The organism is Bradyrhizobium sp. HKCCYLRH3073, from assembly GCF_051167995.1.
GTDB lineage: Bacteria > Pseudomonadota > Alphaproteobacteria > Rhizobiales > Xanthobacteraceae > Bradyrhizobium.
In genome coordinates, this window is record NZ_JBNPUD010000003.1 from 54,520 (window position 1) to 71,829 (window position 17,310).

The 17,310-nt window shown below is 66.5% G+C and carries 16 protein-coding genes; 6 read left to right on the forward strand and 10 right to left on the reverse strand.

The window, feature by feature from the left end; all coding sequences use genetic code 11:
* Positions 1-9 precede the first annotated feature (9 nt).
* Positions 10-996: a helix-turn-helix domain-containing protein gene (locus ACQR1X_RS07895; RefSeq protein WP_434898623.1), complete on the reverse strand. Its 987-nt coding sequence runs from the start codon at positions 994-996 to the stop codon at positions 10-12.
* A gap of 104 nt (positions 997-1,100) precedes the next feature.
* Here ACQR1X_RS07895 and ACQR1X_RS07900 point away from each other — a divergent pair, with 104 nt between their 5' ends.
* The gene (locus ACQR1X_RS07900) at positions 1,101-1,826 is read left to right on the forward strand and encodes an alpha/beta fold hydrolase (protein WP_434898624.1); all 726 of its coding nucleotides are present in this window, start codon (positions 1,101-1,103) and stop codon (positions 1,824-1,826) included.
* A 156-nt stretch (positions 1,827-1,982) separates the two neighbouring features.
* Complete coding sequence (locus ACQR1X_RS07905) at positions 1,983-2,486, forward strand: hypothetical protein (protein WP_434872903.1); 504 nt, start codon at positions 1,983-1,985, stop codon at positions 2,484-2,486.
* Positions 2,487-2,511: 25 nt separating this feature from the next.
* Here the strand turns inward: ACQR1X_RS07905 and xth are convergent, their stop codons facing one another.
* Together xth and ACQR1X_RS07915 are read right to left on the reverse strand one after the other, a co-directional pair.
* The gene (xth, locus tag ACQR1X_RS07910) at positions 2,512-3,282 is read right to left on the reverse strand and encodes an exodeoxyribonuclease III (RefSeq protein ID WP_434898808.1); all 771 of its coding nucleotides are present in this window, start codon (positions 3,280-3,282) and stop codon (positions 2,512-2,514) included.
* A gap of 156 nt (positions 3,283-3,438) precedes the next feature.
* A complete protein-coding gene (locus tag ACQR1X_RS07915) occupies positions 3,439-4,266 on the reverse strand; it encodes a helix-turn-helix transcriptional regulator (protein WP_434898625.1) in 828 nt (275 codons plus the stop codon).
* A 91-nt stretch (positions 4,267-4,357) separates the two neighbouring features.
* On the opposite strand from ACQR1X_RS07915, the gene ACQR1X_RS07920 reads away from it, so the two are divergent.
* On the forward strand, positions 4,358-5,260 hold the full coding sequence (locus ACQR1X_RS07920) for an SDR family oxidoreductase (protein WP_434898626.1): 903 nt from the start codon (positions 4,358-4,360) through the stop codon (positions 5,258-5,260).
* A gap of 62 nt (positions 5,261-5,322) precedes the next feature.
* Here the strand turns inward: ACQR1X_RS07920 and ACQR1X_RS07925 are convergent, their stop codons facing one another.
* Positions 5,323-5,901 carry a TetR/AcrR family transcriptional regulator gene (locus ACQR1X_RS07925; protein WP_315800311.1) on the reverse strand — a complete coding sequence of 193 codons (579 nt, stop codon included), beginning with the start codon at positions 5,899-5,901 and terminating at the stop codon, positions 5,323-5,325.
* A gap of 93 nt (positions 5,902-5,994) precedes the next feature.
* On the opposite strand from ACQR1X_RS07925, the gene ACQR1X_RS07930 reads away from it, so the two are divergent.
* Both ACQR1X_RS07930 and ACQR1X_RS07935 read left to right on the forward strand, forming a co-directional pair.
* Positions 5,995-6,813, forward strand: coding sequence for an SDR family NAD(P)-dependent oxidoreductase (locus tag ACQR1X_RS07930; protein ID WP_434848305.1), 819 nt, complete (start codon positions 5,995-5,997; stop codon positions 6,811-6,813).
* Between the two features lie 33 nt (positions 6,814-6,846).
* Positions 6,847-8,160, forward strand: a complete 1,314-nt coding sequence (locus ACQR1X_RS07935; protein ID WP_434886008.1) for an SCP2 sterol-binding domain-containing protein — start codon at positions 6,847-6,849, stop codon at positions 8,158-8,160.
* A gap of 120 nt (positions 8,161-8,280) precedes the next feature.
* On the opposite strand, the gene ACQR1X_RS07940 is transcribed toward ACQR1X_RS07935, so the two are convergent.
* From ACQR1X_RS07940 to ACQR1X_RS07955, 4 genes are all read right to left on the reverse strand, one after another.
* The gene (locus ACQR1X_RS07940) at positions 8,281-8,865 is read right to left on the reverse strand and encodes a hypothetical protein (protein ID WP_434898627.1); all 585 of its coding nucleotides are present in this window, start codon (positions 8,863-8,865) and stop codon (positions 8,281-8,283) included.
* Positions 8,866-9,776: 911 nt separating this feature from the next.
* The gene (alr, locus tag ACQR1X_RS07945; RefSeq protein WP_434898628.1) at positions 9,777-10,961 is read right to left on the reverse strand and encodes an alanine racemase; all 1,185 of its coding nucleotides are present in this window, start codon (positions 10,959-10,961) and stop codon (positions 9,777-9,779) included.
* Positions 10,962-11,006: 45 nt separating this feature from the next.
* Complete coding sequence (locus ACQR1X_RS07950) at positions 11,007-12,515, reverse strand: replicative DNA helicase (RefSeq protein ID WP_434840004.1); 1,509 nt, start codon at positions 12,513-12,515, stop codon at positions 11,007-11,009.
* 638 nt (positions 12,516-13,153) lie between these two features.
* Entirely contained in the window at positions 13,154-14,404 is a 1,251-nt protein-coding gene (locus tag ACQR1X_RS07955) for a cyclopropane-fatty-acyl-phospholipid synthase family protein (RefSeq protein ID WP_315800306.1), read from the reverse strand.
* Positions 14,405-14,832: 428 nt separating this feature from the next.
* Between ACQR1X_RS07955 and ACQR1X_RS07960 the strand changes: the two genes are divergently transcribed.
* Complete coding sequence (locus ACQR1X_RS07960; RefSeq protein ID WP_316180925.1) at positions 14,833-15,597, forward strand: hypothetical protein; 765 nt, start codon at positions 14,833-14,835, stop codon at positions 15,595-15,597.
* 60 nt (positions 15,598-15,657) lie between these two features.
* Here ACQR1X_RS07960 and rplI read toward each other — a convergent pair whose 3' ends face one another.
* Positions 15,658-16,251: a 50S ribosomal protein L9 gene (gene rplI, locus ACQR1X_RS07965; RefSeq protein ID WP_315800304.1), complete on the reverse strand. Its 594-nt coding sequence runs from the start codon at positions 16,249-16,251 to the stop codon at positions 15,658-15,660.
* A gap of 48 nt (positions 16,252-16,299) precedes the next feature.
* Positions 16,300-17,250 (reverse strand): hypothetical protein, encoded by a 951-nt coding sequence (locus tag ACQR1X_RS07970; RefSeq protein WP_434898629.1) that lies wholly within the window; start codon positions 17,248-17,250, stop codon positions 16,300-16,302.
* Positions 17,251-17,310: the final 60 nt, after the last annotated feature.

The following is a 17,310-nucleotide window of genomic DNA, read 5'->3' on the forward strand; positions in this document are numbered from 1 at the left end:
GCGGGGCTCTCAGCCCGAGTAACGCGCGGTCTCCGCGCGCCAGTCGCGCGGACGCATGCCGAAGCGCTGCTTGAAGCGGCGCGTGAAGTGCGACAGATCCGAAAAGCCCCAGTCGAAGGCGATACGGCCGATGTCGCGGCCGCCACGGGCGGGATCGCGCAGATCGCGCGCTGCGCCATCGAGCCGGCGCTCCATCACCAACTCGGAAAAGCTGGTGCCGGCGCGGGCCAGCAGCTTGTGCACATAGCGCTCGCTGATCCCGACGACAGATGCGATGGTCGCCACCGTCAGGCCGGGCTCGCGCACCCGCTCGTGAATGGCGCGGCGCAGCGCCAAGGTCGTCGCATCGGCAAACGAGGTGGTCGCATGCGTCTCGCGGCGGCCGCGACGCGCCAGGCTCAGCGCCACCAGATCGAGCAGCACGCCGAACAGCGCCGACGCATCGTCCGGCGCGAGCCGCAGCGCGTTGGCGTTGAGGGAGCGCGCCGTCTCCACGATCAGTGCGCCGACGCACGGGTCGTCGGACAGCCGCGTCGGCGCGATGTCCGGCACCGCCGGCAGGCGGCCGAACAGCGCATCGGCTGGGACGCGGAACGAGATCACGCCGAGCGACGGCCCGCGATCGTGCTGAAGCACGAAGGTGCGGTCGCTGTCGAAGATGCCGACCTGGCCGGTGGACAGGCTGACATCGCATTCGTCCTGCAGGATGGTGCAGCGGCCGGCGAGCTTGAGGTTGAGATAGAAGCAGCGCTGGGTGGAAGCGGCGATGTCCGCGCGCGAGCGGCGGACGATGTGCTCGGGAAAGCTAACGCGGTTGATGGCGCCGCTCCCGACGCTGATGCTCTGCACCTCCGCGGCGAAGCCGATGCCGCGCGCCGGCTCCGGCGTCAAATTCATGAAGGCCTGGCAGATCGCCTCGCGGTAATACGAGAACTGCTCCTCCGGCCGCACCGCTGCCGTATTCCAGCTCCGCTGCCGTTCCGGCTCGGCGCCCATCGGTTCACTCCGAGACCAATCGGGTTCAGTTGCAGCCAAGCGCCGCGGGCGCGGTCCGGCCCATAGTCCTTGCACCGCCTTCCATCGTGCAAAGGAACGTGATCATGTCAACCTACGTCCTGGTCCATGGCGCCTGGCATACCGGCGCCGAGCTCGAGCCGGTCGCCGCGCCTATCCGCTCCGCCGGCCACACGGTCCATCTGCCGACCATCCGCGGCAACCGCCCCGGCGACGCAAAGACCATCGGACTCGACGAGGCGATCGCCTCGATCTGCGACTACTTCACCCAGCACGACATCACCGACGCCGTGCTGATGGGGCACTCCTATGGCGGCATGGTCATCACCGGCGTCGCCGACCGCATCGCTCAGCGCATCCGCCGCCTGGTCTACTGGAACGCGTTCGTGCCCAACGACGGCGAGTGCCTCAACGACATGGTGCCACCGCACTATGTTGCGCTGTTCGACGCGGTCGCGGCGGAGCGCGGCGACGGCTCGGTGGTGCTGCCGTTCCCGGTCTGGCGCGAGGCCTTCATCAACGACGCCGATCTCGCCACCGCGACGCGCACCTATGAGATGCTCAATCCGCATCCCAACAAGACCTTCACCGACAAGATCACGCTGCGCACCAATCCCGCCGAGATGGCCATCGCGAAATCCTACATCAACTGCACCGAGGACACGGCGCTGCCGCACAGCCTGCCATGGCATCCGCGCCTGTCCGGCAAGCTCGGCCTGTTCCGGCTGGTCCAGGTGCCCGGCAGCCATGAGCTGTGCTTCTCCGATCCCGGCCGGCTCGCGCAAGCGATCATGGATGCGGGCCGGGACTGACGGCGCGCCGTCACGCTCTCGGTGTGACGCCACACGGTGATGATTCCAGGTTGTGATCGGCGTCACATTCGCCGGGAGCGCGATCGGCCAGACTGATCTCCGATGATTGCAGCTCGGCGGGGCATCCATCCTCGCCGCACCATCGGAGAACGCGTCATGGCCCAGCTCCATCTGACGTCCCCTCGGGGTCTTGCATCCAAGACATCAGCCGCGAAAGCGCCCGCGCGGCCGGCCGCGACCCGGGCCGGCTGGCTCGCGATGGCCGCCGGCGTGATCACGACCGTGTTCGCCGCGATCGGCGCGGTGAACAGCGTCATTCCCGCGGCGTCGAACGTCGGCGCGGCCGTGCTCGACGCGTTGAACCTACCGGCCTGCCTGTCCTATGCCGATCGCTATGACGGCACGCAGAGCAGCTTCCGCAAGGAAGGCCAGCTCTGGCGCGAATATCCGCGCGGCTCGGAGACCTTCAGCTACGAGTTCAGGGAGATCCGGCGCACGCGCCAGGAGATCATGCTGTGGAACGTGACGCCGCGCCCGAACGTGCCCGACGCCGCGAGCCTCGTCGTGCACCTGCCGGTGTGCGGCGGCATGGCGGTGCTGACCGAGGGCCTGCCGGAGCGCGCGACCAACCTGCAGCAGACCTGGCCGGACCGCGGCTGAGGCTCCGGCGCGCGCGACCTTCGGACTATCTCAGCACGATCCAGGCCGGCGCGTGATCGCTGGCGCCGTCCTCGCCGCGGATGGCGCGGTCGACGCCGGCCTTGGCAAGGCGCGGCGCGAGTTGCGGGCTCAGCAGCAGATGATCGAGCCGCAGTCCGGCATCGCGCGGCCAGCGGTTGCGCTTGTAGTCCCAGAACGTGAACATCGGCGCATTCGGATGCAGCGTGCGGATCGCGTCGCACCAGCCTTGATCGACCAGCGCGTGAAAGGCGGCGCGGCTCTTCGGCTGGATCAGCGCGTCCTTGTCCCAGGATTTTGTCGGGTAGATGTCGAGCGTATCAGGCGCCACATTGTAGTCGCCGGCGAGCACGACCGGCAGGTCGTCCTTGATGAACTTGGCCGCGTGCCTGTGCAGCCGCTTGAACCAGGCGAGCTTGTGGTCGAATTTCGGCCCCGGCTGCGGATTGCCGTTCGGCAGATACAGACAGCCGACGACGATGCCACGCACCGCGGCCTCGATGTAGCGGGCGTCGCGATCCCTGGGATCGCCGGGCAGGGTGGTGCGCGTCAGCACTGGCTCGGCCTTCCGCGCCAGGATCGCGACCCCGTTCCAGGTCTTCTGCCCCTGCCACACCGCGCCATAGCCGGCCTTGGCGATCGCATCGACGGGGAAATCGACCTCGGTGCATTTCAGCTCCTGCAGGCAGACGATGTCGGGCCTGGCGGCGCGCAGCCAGCGCAGCAGATTGGGGAGCCGCCGCCGGACATTGTTGATGTTGAAGGTCGCGATCTTCATGATGCCCGTTGCGGTGGGGATGGTCCGGATGACCAAGCTCGCAATCGCCTTTTGGTTCACGCTGCAGCATCGATGCAGCCAAGGCTGCCTATGAAAGCCCGGCCCATCAGGCAGCCACGCGCTTCTCGGCGGCGCGAGTCGAGAGGGCGCACGTGTCTATTTAGGTCGCGACGTCACCAGCGCGCGGATCTTGTCCGCATCCTCCGGCGTCGCGGGATTGTAGATCACCATGGTGAGGTCGGGCCGGCCATCGACGGCGAAGCCCGAGAATTCCAGCGAGAGCGGCCCGGCGAAGGGATGGTGCAGGACCTTCACGCCATCGCCATGCCGCCCTTGCACATCATTGTCGCGCCACATCGCCGCGAAGTCCGGGCTGGTCGCGCAGAGCTCGTCGACCAGCGATTGGACATTGCGGGCCGCGCCGGCGCGCGCCACGTCGGCGCGGAAGGACGCGACCACATAGCGCGCCACGGCCTGCCAGTTGGACTGTGCGGCGCGGACGCGGCTGTCGTGGAACATCATGCGCAGAACGTTGCGCTGGCCCTCGGGCAGGGTGCTGTAGTCGGTGAGAACGACCGTGGCGGCCCTGTTCCAGGCGACGATGTCCCATGTCGCCGTGCGAACGAAGGCGGGGCTGTAGTCCAGCGTGTCGAGCACGCGTTGCAGGCGGGGTGAGATGCCGTCGATGGCGTGATAGCGGGCTTCGGGCGGCCGGCCGAGACCGAGCAGGAACAGATGCTCGCGCTCGACGTCGGTCAGCATCATGGCGCGCGCGATGCGGTCCAGCACGTCGGCGGAGGGCGCGCCGCCGCGCCCTTGCTCCAGCCAGGTGTACCAGGTGGCGCTCACATTGGCGCGTTGCGCCACCTCTTCGCGCCGCAGCCCCGGCGTTCGCCGCCGCTGCAGCGGCAGGCCGAACGCGGTCGGATCGAGCTTGGCGCGGCGATCCCGGAGATAAGTCCCGAGCGAGTTGCTGTCCGTCATCCTGTTAGCGATTATACCCGTATAATGTCACGACTTTACCCGCATGAGCAGCGTAGCAATATCCCGGCGATCTGAACAGGGAGTGTGTCTCATGCGTGTCTTCGTCACCGGCGCCGCCGGCTTCATCGGCTCCGAAACCACCAAAGAGCTGATCGCTGCCGGGCATCAGGTCATCGGCCTCGCGCGCTCCGAAGAGAACGTCCGCACGCTCGAGCAACTGGGCGCGCAGGTTCATCGCGGATCGCTGCAGGACCTCGACAGCCTCAAGCGCGGCGCGAAGGACGCCGACGGCGTGATCCATCTGGCCTTCATCCATGACTTCGCGAAGTTCGCGGAGAACGGTGCGATCGACAAGGCTGCCATCGAAGCCATGGGCGAGGTGCTGGTGGGCTCGAACAAGCCGTTCATCGTCACCTCCGGAACGGGGCTCGTGGCGGCCAATGTGGTGGTCACCGAAGACATGCGGCGCGAGTCCAGCGCGCATGTCCCGCGCGTGTCCGAGCAGACGGGTCTCGCCTATGCGTCGCGTGGCGTGCGCGCGATGGTGATCCGCCTGCCGCAGGTGCACGGCGCACCAGGAAAAGCCGGGCTGATTTCCTATCTGGTCGAGCTCGCACGGCAGAAGGGCCGCGCCGCCTATGTCGGCGCGGGCGCCGAGCGCTGGGCCGCGGCGCATCGATCGGATGTCGTCCGCCTCTACCGGCTCGCCCTGGAGAAAGGTACGGCCGACGCGATCTACCACGCCGTCGGCGAGGAGGGCGTCCCCATGCGCGAGGTCATCGAGGCGGTCGGCCGCGCGCTGAACGTGCCGGTCGTCTCGATCAGAAAGGAGGAGGCTGGTGACTACTACGGGCCGCTGGCGATGTTCGCGGGCCTGGACATGCCGGCCTCCAGCACCCTGACACAGCAGCGCCTGGGCTGGACGCCCGAGGGCATCGGCCTGATCGCCGACATCGGCCAGCCGGACTACTTCAAGCCGAGCTCTCGGAGTTGAAGGATTGCCTGGAGCGGATCGTCTCAAATTTCATGCTTGTCACCGGAGTTGCGCAGTCGAGTTCAATCCGTTGCAAGCGCCGCCGTCGCGGCCGCGATGACTTCGTCCTGTAGCGGCGAGGCGCCGAGGGCGCGGGCCATGACGACAGTACCGATCAGCATCGTCAGTGTGCGGATCGCTTCCGCGCGCGCGTCATGCTCTGCAACGCCGCGCGCAATCAGGCCGGCTGCAACGCGCGTGATCAACTGCTCGGCGCCGACGGTGAATTCCGTGCCGAGCACGTCCGGCATCCGCCCGGCGTCGGCACCGAAGCCCGCCGCGGGACAGCCCATCCCGGGATGGGCGATGTGCTCGCGCGACAGGTAGCGCGCCACGTAGGCGGCGAGCGCCGCTTCGGCGCCGCCTGTGTCCATGTCGCGGTCGATGCCGCCGGCCATCGCGGCGAAGGCGTGCCGCGTGGCGGCAGCGAGCATGTCGTTCTTCGACGCGAAGTGCCGGTAGAAGCCGCCCTGCGTCATGCCGGCGGCGGCCATCACGTCAGCGATGCTGGCCCCCGCGACTCCGCGCTCGCGCAGCAGGCGCGCCGCCGTATCGACGATTTTCGCTTTGCTCTCAGCGGTTTGTTCCCTGGTCTTGCGCATGTGATCGAACCTGTCTCGTGTCGCTTGACAATTTAGCGGTCGTTCGACATCTTTGCAATTAGAGTTCGATCGAAATCTAAATAGGAGCTGACCATGACCAGCCCATCCCTGCGTCCGCTGACCGAGGCCGAGCGCCTCCGCCGGGCCTATGGCACCTATGCGGTCGTGACCGGCGCCTCCGATGGGATCGGCCGCGCGGTGGCTATGCGGCTGGCGGAGGCCGGCTTCGGCCTCGTACTGGTCGCGCGGCGCCGCGCCGTGCTGGAGGCGCTCGCCGCCGAGCTCGAACCGCGCACGCCCATCCGCCCGGTCGTGATCACAGCCGATCTCTCGGTGCCGGACGATGTCGACCGGATCGCGCAAGAGACCGCTGATATCGATGTCGGCCTGCTGGTCGCGGCCGCCGGCTTCGGCACTTCGGGGCCGTTCGTCGACGGCGATCTCGCAGCCGAGCTGAACATGATCGACGTCAATTGCCGCGCGCTGGCGCAGCTCACGCATCTGTTCGGGCGCCGCTTCGCCGCGCGCCGCCGCGGCGGCATCGTGCTGATGAGCTCGCTCGTCGCCTTCCAGGGCGTCCCGCGGGCCGCCAACTACGCCGCAACCAAGGCCTTCGTGCAGAGTCTCGCCGAAGGTCTCGCGCCGGAGCTCAAGCCGTTCGGCGTCGACGTGCTGGCCTCGGCGCCGGGGCCGGTGATGAGCGGCTTCGGGCAGCGCGCCCACATGACGATCCGCAGCGGCCAGACACCGGACGAGGTCGCCGTCGGCACGCTCAACATGCTCGGACGGCGCACCACGGTGCGGCCCGGCTTCCTCGCCAAGGCCCTGGAGGCGAGCCTGATGCTGCTGCCGCGCTCGGCCCGTGCCGCGATGCTGGCACGCGTGATGGCCGGCATGACGCAGGCGGCGTGAGCCGATCCTTCCCGAAGCCCGGAGTGCGCTGCCATGATGACCGACACGCCGTCCCCCGTCGCCGTCCCATCGCCTCCGCCGTCGCGGCTTTCGGCATCGGAACTGCTCGATCTTGCGCGCACCTGCGGCGCCGATGATTGCGGCCTTGCCTCGATCGACGATCCCAGCCTTGCCGAGGATCGGCCGCATATTCTCGCAGCCTTTCCCAAGACGCGCACGCTCTTGGTGCTGGTCGGACGGATGCATCGCGAGCCGGTCCGCTCGCCGGCGCGCTCGGTCGCCAATCTCGAATTTCACCGTTCGGGCGACCACATCGACGAGGTCGCGCGCGGCATCGTCCGCGTGCTGGAGGATCGCGGCATCCGCGCGCTCAATCCGGCGATGGCGTTTCCGATGGAGATGGACCGTTTTCCGGAGCGCGGCTGGATCGTGTCGCACAAGCGCGCCGCCGAGGCCGCCGGGCTCGGCCGCATGGGTATCCATCGCAGCGTCATCCATCCGCGCTTCGGCAGCTTCATCCTGCTCGGCACGGTGTTGATCGCTGCCGAGGTCGATGCGGTCGCTGCTCCGCTCGACCACAATCCATGCCTCGAATGCAAGCTGTGCGTCGCCGCCTGTCCGGTCGGGGCGATCAAGCCCGACGGAGCCTTCGACTTCTCCGCCTGCCTCACCCACAATTATCAGCAATTCATGGGCGGCTTCGTCAACTTCGTCGAGGACATCGCCGAGTCGCGCTCGGCCAACGATCTCCGCAGCCGCGTGAGCTACGCCGAGACGGTGACGCGCTGGCAGAGCCTGTCCTACGGGCCGAACTACAACGCCGCCTATTGCCTCGCCGTCTGCCCCGCCGGCCACGACGTCATCGGCCCCTATCTCGCCGACCGCAAGCAGCACGTCGCAGACGTGCTGGAGCCGCTGACGCGCAGGACCGAGCCGGTCTATGTCGTGCCCGGCAGCGACGCCGCCGACTACGTCGCGCGGCGCTTTCAGCACAAGACGATCCGCTTCGTGCGGGCGAGCGTCCGTGCGACCTCGATCCGCGGCTTCCTAGACGGCATGCGCCTTACCTTCCAGCCGGGCAAGTCCAAGGGCCTGGATGCGATCTATCACTTCACCTTCACGGGCGCAGAGCCGGCCGAGGCCACCGTCACCATCCGCGACCGCCGCCTGACCGTACAGCCCGGCCATATCGGCAAGGCCGATCTCCGTATCATCGCCGATAGCAAGGCCTGGCTGCGCTTCCTCGCCAGGGAGATCTCGGTGGCGCGACTGATCCTCACCCGCTCGCTGAAGCTGAAGGGGCCGGTCCGCCTGATGGCGGCGTTCGGGAAATGCTTTCCGTCGTAGCGTGAGCCGGGACTCAGGCCGTTTTGGCGCAGGGGGAGTTTTACGCGCTGTCACTAAACTCTCGAGTCAAACCCTCGTCGGCTCGACCTTGCCTGCGAAGGGCGGACTATGAAGCGGCTATTAACCAATAGGTCGGCTCTGTATACATTCGATAAACTCGTCGAGATTCATAAGGCAGAGTTGAAGCGTCCGCACATTGTTTTCCCAGATCGGAACGCCCGCCTCGGCTTTACTTTGAATGGGCACTCCCTCGATGGTGGCAGCTTTCTGATATCTCCGAGTTTGAGCAGCGACAGCGTTGATCATTCCAATCGCTTGAAGGAGAATAGCTCCCGCGTCTTCCAACAGATACAGCTGATCTGTCTTACTCATAAGTGTGGCGGACACCTCAACTGCAACGTCATAGATCGAGCCGTGCTCGATAATTGTCTCGATTTCACCCTTAAGAACAAGAACGTCTGCAAACAGCAGAAGTGCGAGTCCATCGCCGCGCAACTTCTTCTCCGCGGCACGTTCAGCTGCTTCGGTGCGCGCCGGTATCGTTGCCGAGTAGTAGACCACCAAGAGGGCGATACCCGCAACCAAAGCTTGGGCCCAACCCGCGAGACCCGTGCTGTCATTCCAGCTATCAATCTTGATGCTGAAGAGCGGGCCCCACAGGCCTAGCCAAACAGTTATCATGGCGCTCAAAACGAGCGCCGCCACCGTTGGCAATCCCGGGAGACGAGGTGCCATAAGTGTAGATTGCAAACAGAACACTTTTTTTGTCCAGGACATTGTTACAAGAAATTTTAGCAAGAAATGGCGAAAACCACAGGTTGCCGACGATCCTGAGCCGTTAGGCGGCGATCTTCATCGTGATCCTAAGGCAGACAATCGAGCCGCCTGCGCCGAAGCACGAAATATTCCTGCGATCTCAACGCGACTCATCCTGTCCAGTCCTCCCGCGAAAAATATTCGACTTCCGTTTATCAGAAAATCATGATTGTATGTTGTCGTCCCGCCTCGACACGAGGGGCGTATCGCGATCGTCATGACACGCGGGGTGGGATGTGGTGGGCGCTTCGGGTCGCAGCATGGCTTGGCCGTGCGGACGAACGGCACGAGGCGCACGTCGAAAACGTATGGTCCTGGCATCTCGACGCTGATGCTACGCTGGCGGTGATGATCCGCCGGTCACGGGGGCAAGACAGCCGATCCCCGGGGAGAGTACGCATAAGGCGTAAAGCCATCGCGCAGGGAATGCCGGTTGACCGGCTGGACCTGTGGTTCCTGCCGCCTGCATTTTTTTCGCAGGCGGGCCATGGGTTGCGGCCAGCACCCGGCATTCCCTGCGCCCTCGTTGTTGAAGAGGGTGAAATCGAGATGCAAGCCTCGGGCGTTATAGGCCGCGAGAACGAAAGCTCATGTCAGGACGCCGCTGCAAGTGCCCCGAGCTGGATCAGCGCGCGCGATCGCAATTTTGCGTGCGTTATCCATCAGCCCGTCATTGCGAGCGCAGCGACGCAATCCAGAGTCCCGCACACCACCCTGGATTGCTTCGCTGCGCTCGCAATGACGGCGTGGAGGCAGCAGTGCGTCCTACTACTGTATCCGGTGGCTGCTGCGTCCGACGATCAGCTTTCCGCGGCCGCCGCACCGCCCTTGTAGATCCGATGATAGCGCCGGCCGAGATTGGTCAGGACCTCGTAGCCAATGGTGCCGAAATGATGCGCCAGCTCGTCGACGGTGATGCCTTCGCCGAGCAAAGTGGCGAAGTGGCCGCGGCGGGCGGCCTTCGGCGGCAGGTCGGTCACGTCGACCGCGATCAGGTCCATCGAGATACGCCCCGCGATCGGGCAGCGCTGGCCGGCGATGATGACGTCGGCGCCGCGGGTGCCGTCATTCGAAGAGGCAGCGCGGAAGTAGCCGTCGGCATAGCCGGCCGAGAGGATCGCAAGCTTGGTCGGCCGGCGCGCGCTCCAGGTGCCGCCATAGCCGACCGTGTCGCCGCGCGCGAGGTCGCGCAGCTGCACAATGCGGGCCTTGATCTCGGCGACCGGCTGCATCGGGTTGTCGGCCTCCGGCGTCGGGTTGACGCCATAGAGTGCCGCGCCGGGGCGCACCATGTCGAACTGGAAAGAGGCGCCGAGGAAGATGCCGGAGGAGGCGGCAAGCGCGGCGGGTACGCCGGTGAAGACGCCGGCGACCTCGCGGAACGCCGCGAGCTGGCGCGCGTTCGACGGGCTGTTGATCTGCTCGGCGGAGGCGAGATGGCTCATCACCAAGGTGATGCCATGGTCGCCGCTCTGGATGCGCGGGATCATGCTCTGCGCATCGATCAGGCTGAGGCCGAGCCGGTTCATGCCGGTGTCGACATGGATGGCCGCGCCGCCCTTCCAGCCGGTGCGGCGGCAGAACATGTCCCATTCGGCGAGCTCGTTGAGATCGCCGATGACAGGCCGGCAGTTGATCGCGGCGTAGTCGTCGCCGGTGTTCTGGAAGAAGCCGTCGAGCACGTAGAGCGCGGCCGAGTCGGGCAGGGCGGCGCGGGCGACCCTGGCCTCGGCGAGCGTGGCGACGAAGAAGGTCTTGCAGCCGGCGGCGGCGAGCGTGCGCGCCACCTGGGGAATGCCGCAGCCATAGGCGTCGGCCTTGATCACGCCGGCGCATTCGGCCGGCACCGCGGTCTTTTCCAGCTTGCGCCAATTGGCGGCGAGCGCGTCGAGATCGATGGTCAGCACGCCGGTGGCGCTGGCCGGGACAGCGTCATCGACCGCCGAGACAGGCTGTTCGGCGGGTTTCTGTTCGGGAACACTCATGGGGCGCTTTTACGCGCCACGGCGTCACGGTTCAACCGCGTCAGGTCAATAGTCGTGATGCTGCGGCGGCAGACCGTCATGCGCGAGATCGCCGAACCGGGTGACCGAGGCGTCGAAGTGCAGCTCGACCGTGCCGGTCGGGCCGTGACGCTGCTTGCCGATGATCACCTCGGCCTTGCCGAGCGCCAGATCCATTTCCATCTGCCACTTCTGGTGCTCCTCGGTGCCGGGGCGCGGCTCCTTGGCGGCGAGGTAGTACTCGCCGCGATACACAAACAGCACCACGTCGGCGTCCTGCTCGATCGAGCCGGATTCACGCAGGTCCGACAGTTGCGGCCGCTTGTCCTCGCGGTTCTCGACCTGGCGCGACAGCTGCGACAGCGCGATGATGGGAACGCTGAGCTCCTTGGCCAGCGCCTTCAGGCTGGTGGTGATCTCGGTGATTTCCTGGACGCGGTTGTCGTTGCCGCGCTTGCCCGAGCCCGACAGCAGCTGGATGTAGTCGATCACCAGGAGGTCGAGGCCCTTCTGGCGCTTGAGGCGGCGGGCGCGCGCCATCACCTGCGCGATCGAGATGCCGCCGGTTTCGTCGACATAGAACGGCAGCGACTGCAGCTCGATCGAGCACTCGCGCAGCTTCTCGAAATCGGCCTCGGTAATGCCGCCGCGGCGGATGTGGCTCGAGGGAATGCCGGAGCGCTCGGCGATGATACGGGTGGCGAGCTGCTCGCCGCTCATTTCGCACGAGAAGAACCCGACGACGCCGCCCTGGGCGGCGCGATAGGTGCCGTCGGGCTGCAATTCGGGAACATAGGCCTGGGCGACGTTATAGGCGATGTTGGTCGCGAGCGAGGTCTTGCCCATGCCGGGACGGCCGGCGAGGATGATCAAGTCCGAATGCTGCAGGCCGCCCATCTTGGCGTCGAGATCGCGCAGGCCGGTGGAGATGCCGGACAGCTTGCCGTCGCGCTGAAACGCCTTGGCGGCCATGTCGAGCGCGGTCGTCAGCGCCTGCGAGAATTTCTGGAAGCCACCGTCATAGCGGCCGGACTCGGCGAGCTCGTACAGCCTTCGCTCGGCGTCCTCGATCTGGTTGCGCGGCGCGAAGTCGACCGGCGCGTCATAGGCGACGTTGACCATGTCCTCGCCGATGCCGATCAGGTCGCGGCGCAACGACAGGTCGTAGATGGTGCGGCCATAGTCCTGGGCGTTGATGATCGTGGTCGCCTCGGCCGCGAGCCGCGCCAGATATTGCCCGACCGTCATGCCGCCGATGTCAACGTCGGCCGGCAGGAATGTCTTCAAGGTCACGGGCGTCGCGATCTTGCCCATGCGGATCAGGCTCGACGCGGTCTCGAAGATCGTCTGATGCAGCGGCTCGAAGAAATGCTTCGGCTCCAGGAAGTCAGACACGCGATAGAACGCGTCGTTGTTGACCAGGATCGCGCCGAGCAGACCCTGTTCCGCCTCGATGTTGTGAGGAGCGCTGCGATAGGCCGGCGTCGCTGCGTCAGCCGGCGCCAGCTTGTGAACGTTCGAATCGGTGAGTGCCATGACCGCGTGTTTAGCAGCTTTGAAGGGGAGGGGATAAAGCGCCAGTCGCGCGCGAAGCGGAAGCGAAAGCTGAGCGCAATTCACCGTCTGGTAAATCTGGTGGATGAATCCGGACTCGCCAGATGCCGTGCTTGACGGAACCGACAGGACTCAAGGCCGCGCGAGCGCGAGCGACATGCCGGTGCACTCAACCGGCGCGATCGTTCGACATGTCCGCGAGGCGGGAACGAGAGTCGGTACGGCAGGGCGTGCGAGGGCCGCGCGTGGATCCGCGCCCGGCGTCAGACCAGCAGCAGATAGAGGAGGGCGATCAGGGATGCCCCTACGCCCGCGGCGATCAGCGCGTAGTCGGTGCTGAAGTCGGTCTGGGGTTCCAACATGGCTCTGGCGGGGCTCTGGGACACGCCGGGACAATACGGCCGGGCTTACCCGGGGTCTGTGAGCCAGTTCACAGACCGCACGATTTGTTTGAAAATTTGAGTCGGATGGGCATGATCTCACGCTTGGGACGCGATCCGTTATCTACGCATCTCAAGATTGAAGTCGGGCCCGCGGCGCGGCCGCGCGAATCCGGGCGTCCGTCTCTGCAGGACCATTGCACTGACGCCGCCTTCCGCCTTCGTCACGGGCCGCGCGCGCTACTCACCCGCCATCTGCAGCGCCGGGCGGCTGCCGCGCTCGCGCGCCCGCAGCCGCGTCTCCTCGCGGTGGACGTAGTCACGCGTCATCGGCACGACGCCCTGGCGCTTCGTCAGCTGGATCTGGACATTCATCAGGTTCTGCTTGCGGAACCCCATTTCCGCGGCCGCCAGGTAGAACTCCCACATCCGCGCGAAGCGCTCGTCATAGAGCTGCACGGCCTCGTCGCGCCGGGCCATGAAGCGTTCGCGCCACGCCTTCAGGGTCTCCGCGTAGTGCAGGCGCAGGATCTCGATGTCGCAGACGAGGAGCCCGGCGCGCTCGATCGCCGGCAGAACCTCCGAGAGGGCTGGGACGTAGCCGCCGGGGAAGATGTATTTGGCGATCCAGGGGTTGGTCGCATCAGGGCCCTCGGAGCGTCCGATCGAATGCAGCAGCATGACGCCGTCGTCCGCGAGCAGCTCGGCGCAGCGGCGAAAGAAGGTGTCGTAGAAGGCGACCCCGACATGCTCGAACATGCCGACCGAGACGATGCGCTCGAACGTACCTGGCACGTCGCGGTAATCCTGCAGCAGGAAGCGGGCGGCATGGGACAGGTGCCGTTCGGCCGCGCGGGCCTCGGCGACCTGCAACTGCTCGGCCGACAAGGTCACGCCGGTGACGTCGGCATCACACATCTCAGCCAGGTAGAGTCCGAGCCCGCCCCAGCCGCAGCCGATGTCGAGGATGCGATGGCGGCGGCGGATCAGCAGCTTGGCCGCCAGATGACGTTTCTTGGCGAGCTGGGCATCGTCCAGCGTCGCATCCGGCGTCTCGAAATAGGCGCAGGAATATTGCCGGTCGGCATCGAGGAACAGCGAATACAGCCGCCCGTCGAGATCGTAATGATGGGCGACGTTGCGGCGCGCGCGTGCCCGGATGTTGAGCTGGTGCAGGTGCCGGACGAGGTAGCGCAGCCACCATTGCGTCTTGGCCCAGTCGGGCACCGCGGCCGGCTGGCTCATCACGATCGACAGCAGATCCGCGATCGATCCTCGTTCGACGACGAACGAGCCGTCCATATAGACCTCGCCGAGCGCGAGCTCGGGATTGGCCAGAATCCGGCGCTCGGCTTCACGAGTCAGAAATCGTGCCGCCACGGGGACACCGGTTCCATCCCCGCAGCTGAACGACGTGCCGCTGGCCGTCGTAAAGCTGATCGACCCACGGCAAATGAAGCCACTCAACAGACTTCGCAGCAAACGGTCCATCCACACCACCCAACGAGCTATTCCCGTGAGTTGCTGACTTTCCCGGCCGTCGCACTCGACGCGTTGAGAACCGATTGGTTCCCAATCATCACGTTGTTATGTTACCCAGCGGGCACACGCCGATGCCACTGCCATGAACACAAAGCCGATATTCAGAACTGTCATTGTCATTGATCGATGGACATCTCGGCGCAGGAACATCTGTGCGCTTTCATTCGCTCCGCAATCCGTTAAAAAGGCCGCGGCCGCCGGCCTTTTGGCCGGTGTCCGGCATCTGACCGCCGGACGAGGTCTGAAGGGATCGCCGTCGACGGCGTGGAGCGACCGCAATGTCCGCTGTCACGTTCGGCTGATAGCGAGAGGAAACACGGCAGCGGATGTCGCGCGGGGCGGCGCCGTGTGGGCGAAACCATAGCTGGAGAATGAGAATGGTGGGCCGAGCGCTCAATTTGGCGGCGGTGGTGGCGGTGTTCTGCATGGGCTTTGCGGGGGCCGCCGTTGCGCAGGAAAATCTCGATGCGGGCAAGAGTCCTGCGCAGATCTTCAACGGGACCTGCGTGGTCTGCCACAAGTCGCCGCGCGGTCTGGCCAAGAACACCTCGGCCGGCTCGCTGCCCGGGTTTCTGCGCCAGCATTACACGACGAGCCCCGAGATGGCCGGCGTGCTCGCCAATTACCTGATTGCGAACGGCGCCGCTGATGCGCGATCCACGGGCCATTCCGGCAAGGAGACGCGGTCCGAGCGTCGCGCCCGGTCGGCCACCACCGAGCCGTCCGAGGCGAAGCCGGCCACCGCTGACGATGCGGCCGAGCCGCGCCGTCGGGGTCATCATTCCAGGCGCTCCGCGCCGGCCGAGGCCAAGCCCGATGCGGCAGCGGAGCCCGCGGCTGCACCGGCCGACGGCGAGGGCAGTGCGCCCGCAAAGAAGGGCCGGCTCGGCAAGCGCAAGAAGCCGGCCCAGGAGGGCGCGGCCGCGGATGAGACGCGCAGCGAGCCGACCGGTGCGACCCAGCCGTCACCGTCGCGCGAGGACAGCGCCGCCGGCTCCGAGCCGCCGCGGGTTGAGCCGGCAAGATCGAGCGACGCCGCCCCGGCGCTGCGCGCCGATCCGGTCCCGCCGGTGACGCCGGCGCCGGCCACGACCCAGTCGGTGCCGTCGGATCCCTCGGTTCCGTCCTCGCCCTCGCGGTGAGACGGCAATGAAAAAGCCCGGCTCGTTGAGCCGGGCTTTTCCGCAGATGGGCTGGCGCGCTTACTGCTGCGCAGGCTCGCCGGCAGCGCCCTCGTCCTGGGCCTCCGGATCGAAGAACTCGCCGGCGGCGGCGATCGCTTCGGCGGCGGCGTCGCGGTCCTCCTGGCGGGTCGAGATGTCCTCGCCGCGCTTGATGCGCTCGGCCTCGTCGGCGCTGCGGGCGACCGTCACGGTCACCGAGGTCTCGACCTCCGGATGGATCGCGATGGTGATCGTCTGCTTGCCGATCGTCTTGATCGGGGCGTCGAGCCAGACCTGCGGCCGGCTGACGGTGATGCCGTCGGCGGCGAGGGCGGCGACGATGTCGCGCACCGAGACCGAGCCGAACAGCTGGCCGGATTCGGAGGCCTGGCGGATGATGACGATGTCGCGGCCGTCGATCTTCTCGGCGACCTTGGACGCCTCGCCCTTGGCCTTGATGTTGTTGGCCTCGAGCTCGGCCTTCATGCCCTCATACTTGGCCTTGTTCTCGGCGGTGGCCCGCAGCGCCTTCTTGCGCTTGAGCAGGAAGTTGCGGGCGAACCCGTCCTTGACCTTCACGATCTCGCCCATCTGGCCGAGCTTGGCGACACGTTCCAGCAGAATGACTTCCATCGATGTTCTCCTTTAAGATGTTCGAAGCGGTTGGTTGAGGTGAAGCTTCTACGGCACCGGCAACGGCGGCGGCTGCCGCGGGCCGAAGCGGTGGCGGAGGTCGAAGGCGGCGTCGGCGAGGCCGAGGACGATCATCGCCAGCATCGGGATCGGCCAGATGAAGGTCAGCATCAGCGCGTAGGCGAGGCCGAGCCAGAGCGGCCGGGTGCGCAGCGGCAGGGTCAGCGTATGCAGGACCGCGAAGCCGGTGAGCGCATAGGCGGTCAGCAGCGCTGCGGCGGCGATTCGCGCGAGCATGCCGATCAGCCCGCCCGGGAAGCAGAAGGCGATGATCGCAAACAGCGCCGGCAGCGTCATCAGCGGCAGCTTGGTGTCGCGCAGGCGTGGCCATGGGCGCATCAGCCGGCCGGAGATCGCCGTGATCTTTGCAGCCGCCAGGACGTTGAGCGACAGGATCGTGGTCATGATCACCGCGGCCATGGGCGGCGCCATGAAGACCAGGAGCTCGACCAGCTGGGGAATGTCGACCGCGTCGGTCGACGCGACGGTATTGCCGAGCACGCGCGACAGCAGCCGCCTGAGACCCTGATTGGTGGCCGTCATGTCGGTGCCGAAGGAGAATGCGGCAATCAGCGCGGCGATCACCGCGATCCACAGCAGGATGTTGCCGGGCGGATACCATTCGATGCCATCCTGGCCGGATGGGCTGGTCGTCGGCCGGCCGAGCAGGACGAGGTGGCCGAGCCACCAGGCCGGCAGCGTCACAGAGACTGCAAAGGCGAGCGCGCGATCGAAGCCGAAGATGGCCAGCACGCAAGCGGTTGCCACAAGACCGCCGATGACAGCGCAAAGCCGGCCCCAGGCGATTGCGGCGACCAGCAGCGGCACGGGCGCGAGCAGCGCAAGCACGAGCGCCGTCATTACGCCCGCCGCCGTCGAGGCGAACATGACGGCGGAGGCAGCGCCTGCTGCGAGCGCGATGAGAAGCGTTCCGATCATCAGCTGTCCCGCTCCCTTCGAGCGGTTAGAGGCGCCTTCGCCCCAACCATCGGCGACCGG

Bases quoted from the DNA above. Each gene is read 5' to 3' on its own strand.
- ACQR1X_RS07955 (WP_315800306.1), bottom strand. From the start codon at position 14,404: ATGGACCGTTTGCTGCGAAGTCTGTTGAGTGGCTTCATTTGCCGTGGG.
- ACQR1X_RS07930 (WP_434848305.1), top strand. From the start codon at position 5,995: ATGACCAGCCCATCCCTGCGTCCGCTGACCGAGGCCGAGCGCCTCCGC.
- ACQR1X_RS07895 (WP_434898623.1), bottom strand. From the start codon at position 996: ATGGGCGCCGAGCCGGAACGGCAGCGGAGCTGGAATACGGCAGCGGTG.
- xth (WP_434898808.1), bottom strand. From the start codon at position 3,282: ATGAAGATCGCGACCTTCAACATCAACAATGTCCGGCGGCGGCTCCCC.
- ACQR1X_RS07925 (WP_315800311.1), bottom strand. From the start codon at position 5,901: ATGCGCAAGACCAGGGAACAAACCGCTGAGAGCAAAGCGAAAATCGTC.
- ACQR1X_RS07950 (WP_434840004.1), bottom strand. From the start codon at position 12,515: ATGGCACTCACCGATTCGAACGTTCACAAGCTGGCGCCGGCTGACGCA.
- ACQR1X_RS07905 (WP_434872903.1), top strand. From the start codon at position 1,983: ATGGCCCAGCTCCATCTGACGTCCCCTCGGGGTCTTGCATCCAAGACA.
- ACQR1X_RS07970 (WP_434898629.1), bottom strand. From the start codon at position 17,250: ATGATCGGAACGCTTCTCATCGCGCTCGCAGCAGGCGCTGCCTCCGCC.
- ACQR1X_RS07900 (WP_434898624.1), top strand. From the start codon at position 1,101: ATGTCAACCTACGTCCTGGTCCATGGCGCCTGGCATACCGGCGCCGAG.
- ACQR1X_RS07935 (WP_434886008.1), top strand. From the start codon at position 6,847: ATGATGACCGACACGCCGTCCCCCGTCGCCGTCCCATCGCCTCCGCCG.
- rplI (WP_315800304.1), bottom strand. From the start codon at position 16,251: ATGGAAGTCATTCTGCTGGAACGTGTCGCCAAGCTCGGCCAGATGGGC.
- ACQR1X_RS07920 (WP_434898626.1), top strand. From the start codon at position 4,358: ATGCGTGTCTTCGTCACCGGCGCCGCCGGCTTCATCGGCTCCGAAACC.
- ACQR1X_RS07960 (WP_316180925.1), top strand. From the start codon at position 14,833: ATGGTGGGCCGAGCGCTCAATTTGGCGGCGGTGGTGGCGGTGTTCTGC.
- alr (WP_434898628.1), bottom strand. From the start codon at position 10,961: ATGAGTGTTCCCGAACAGAAACCCGCCGAACAGCCTGTCTCGGCGGTC.
- ACQR1X_RS07915 (WP_434898625.1), bottom strand. From the start codon at position 4,266: ATGACGGACAGCAACTCGCTCGGGACTTATCTCCGGGATCGCCGCGCC.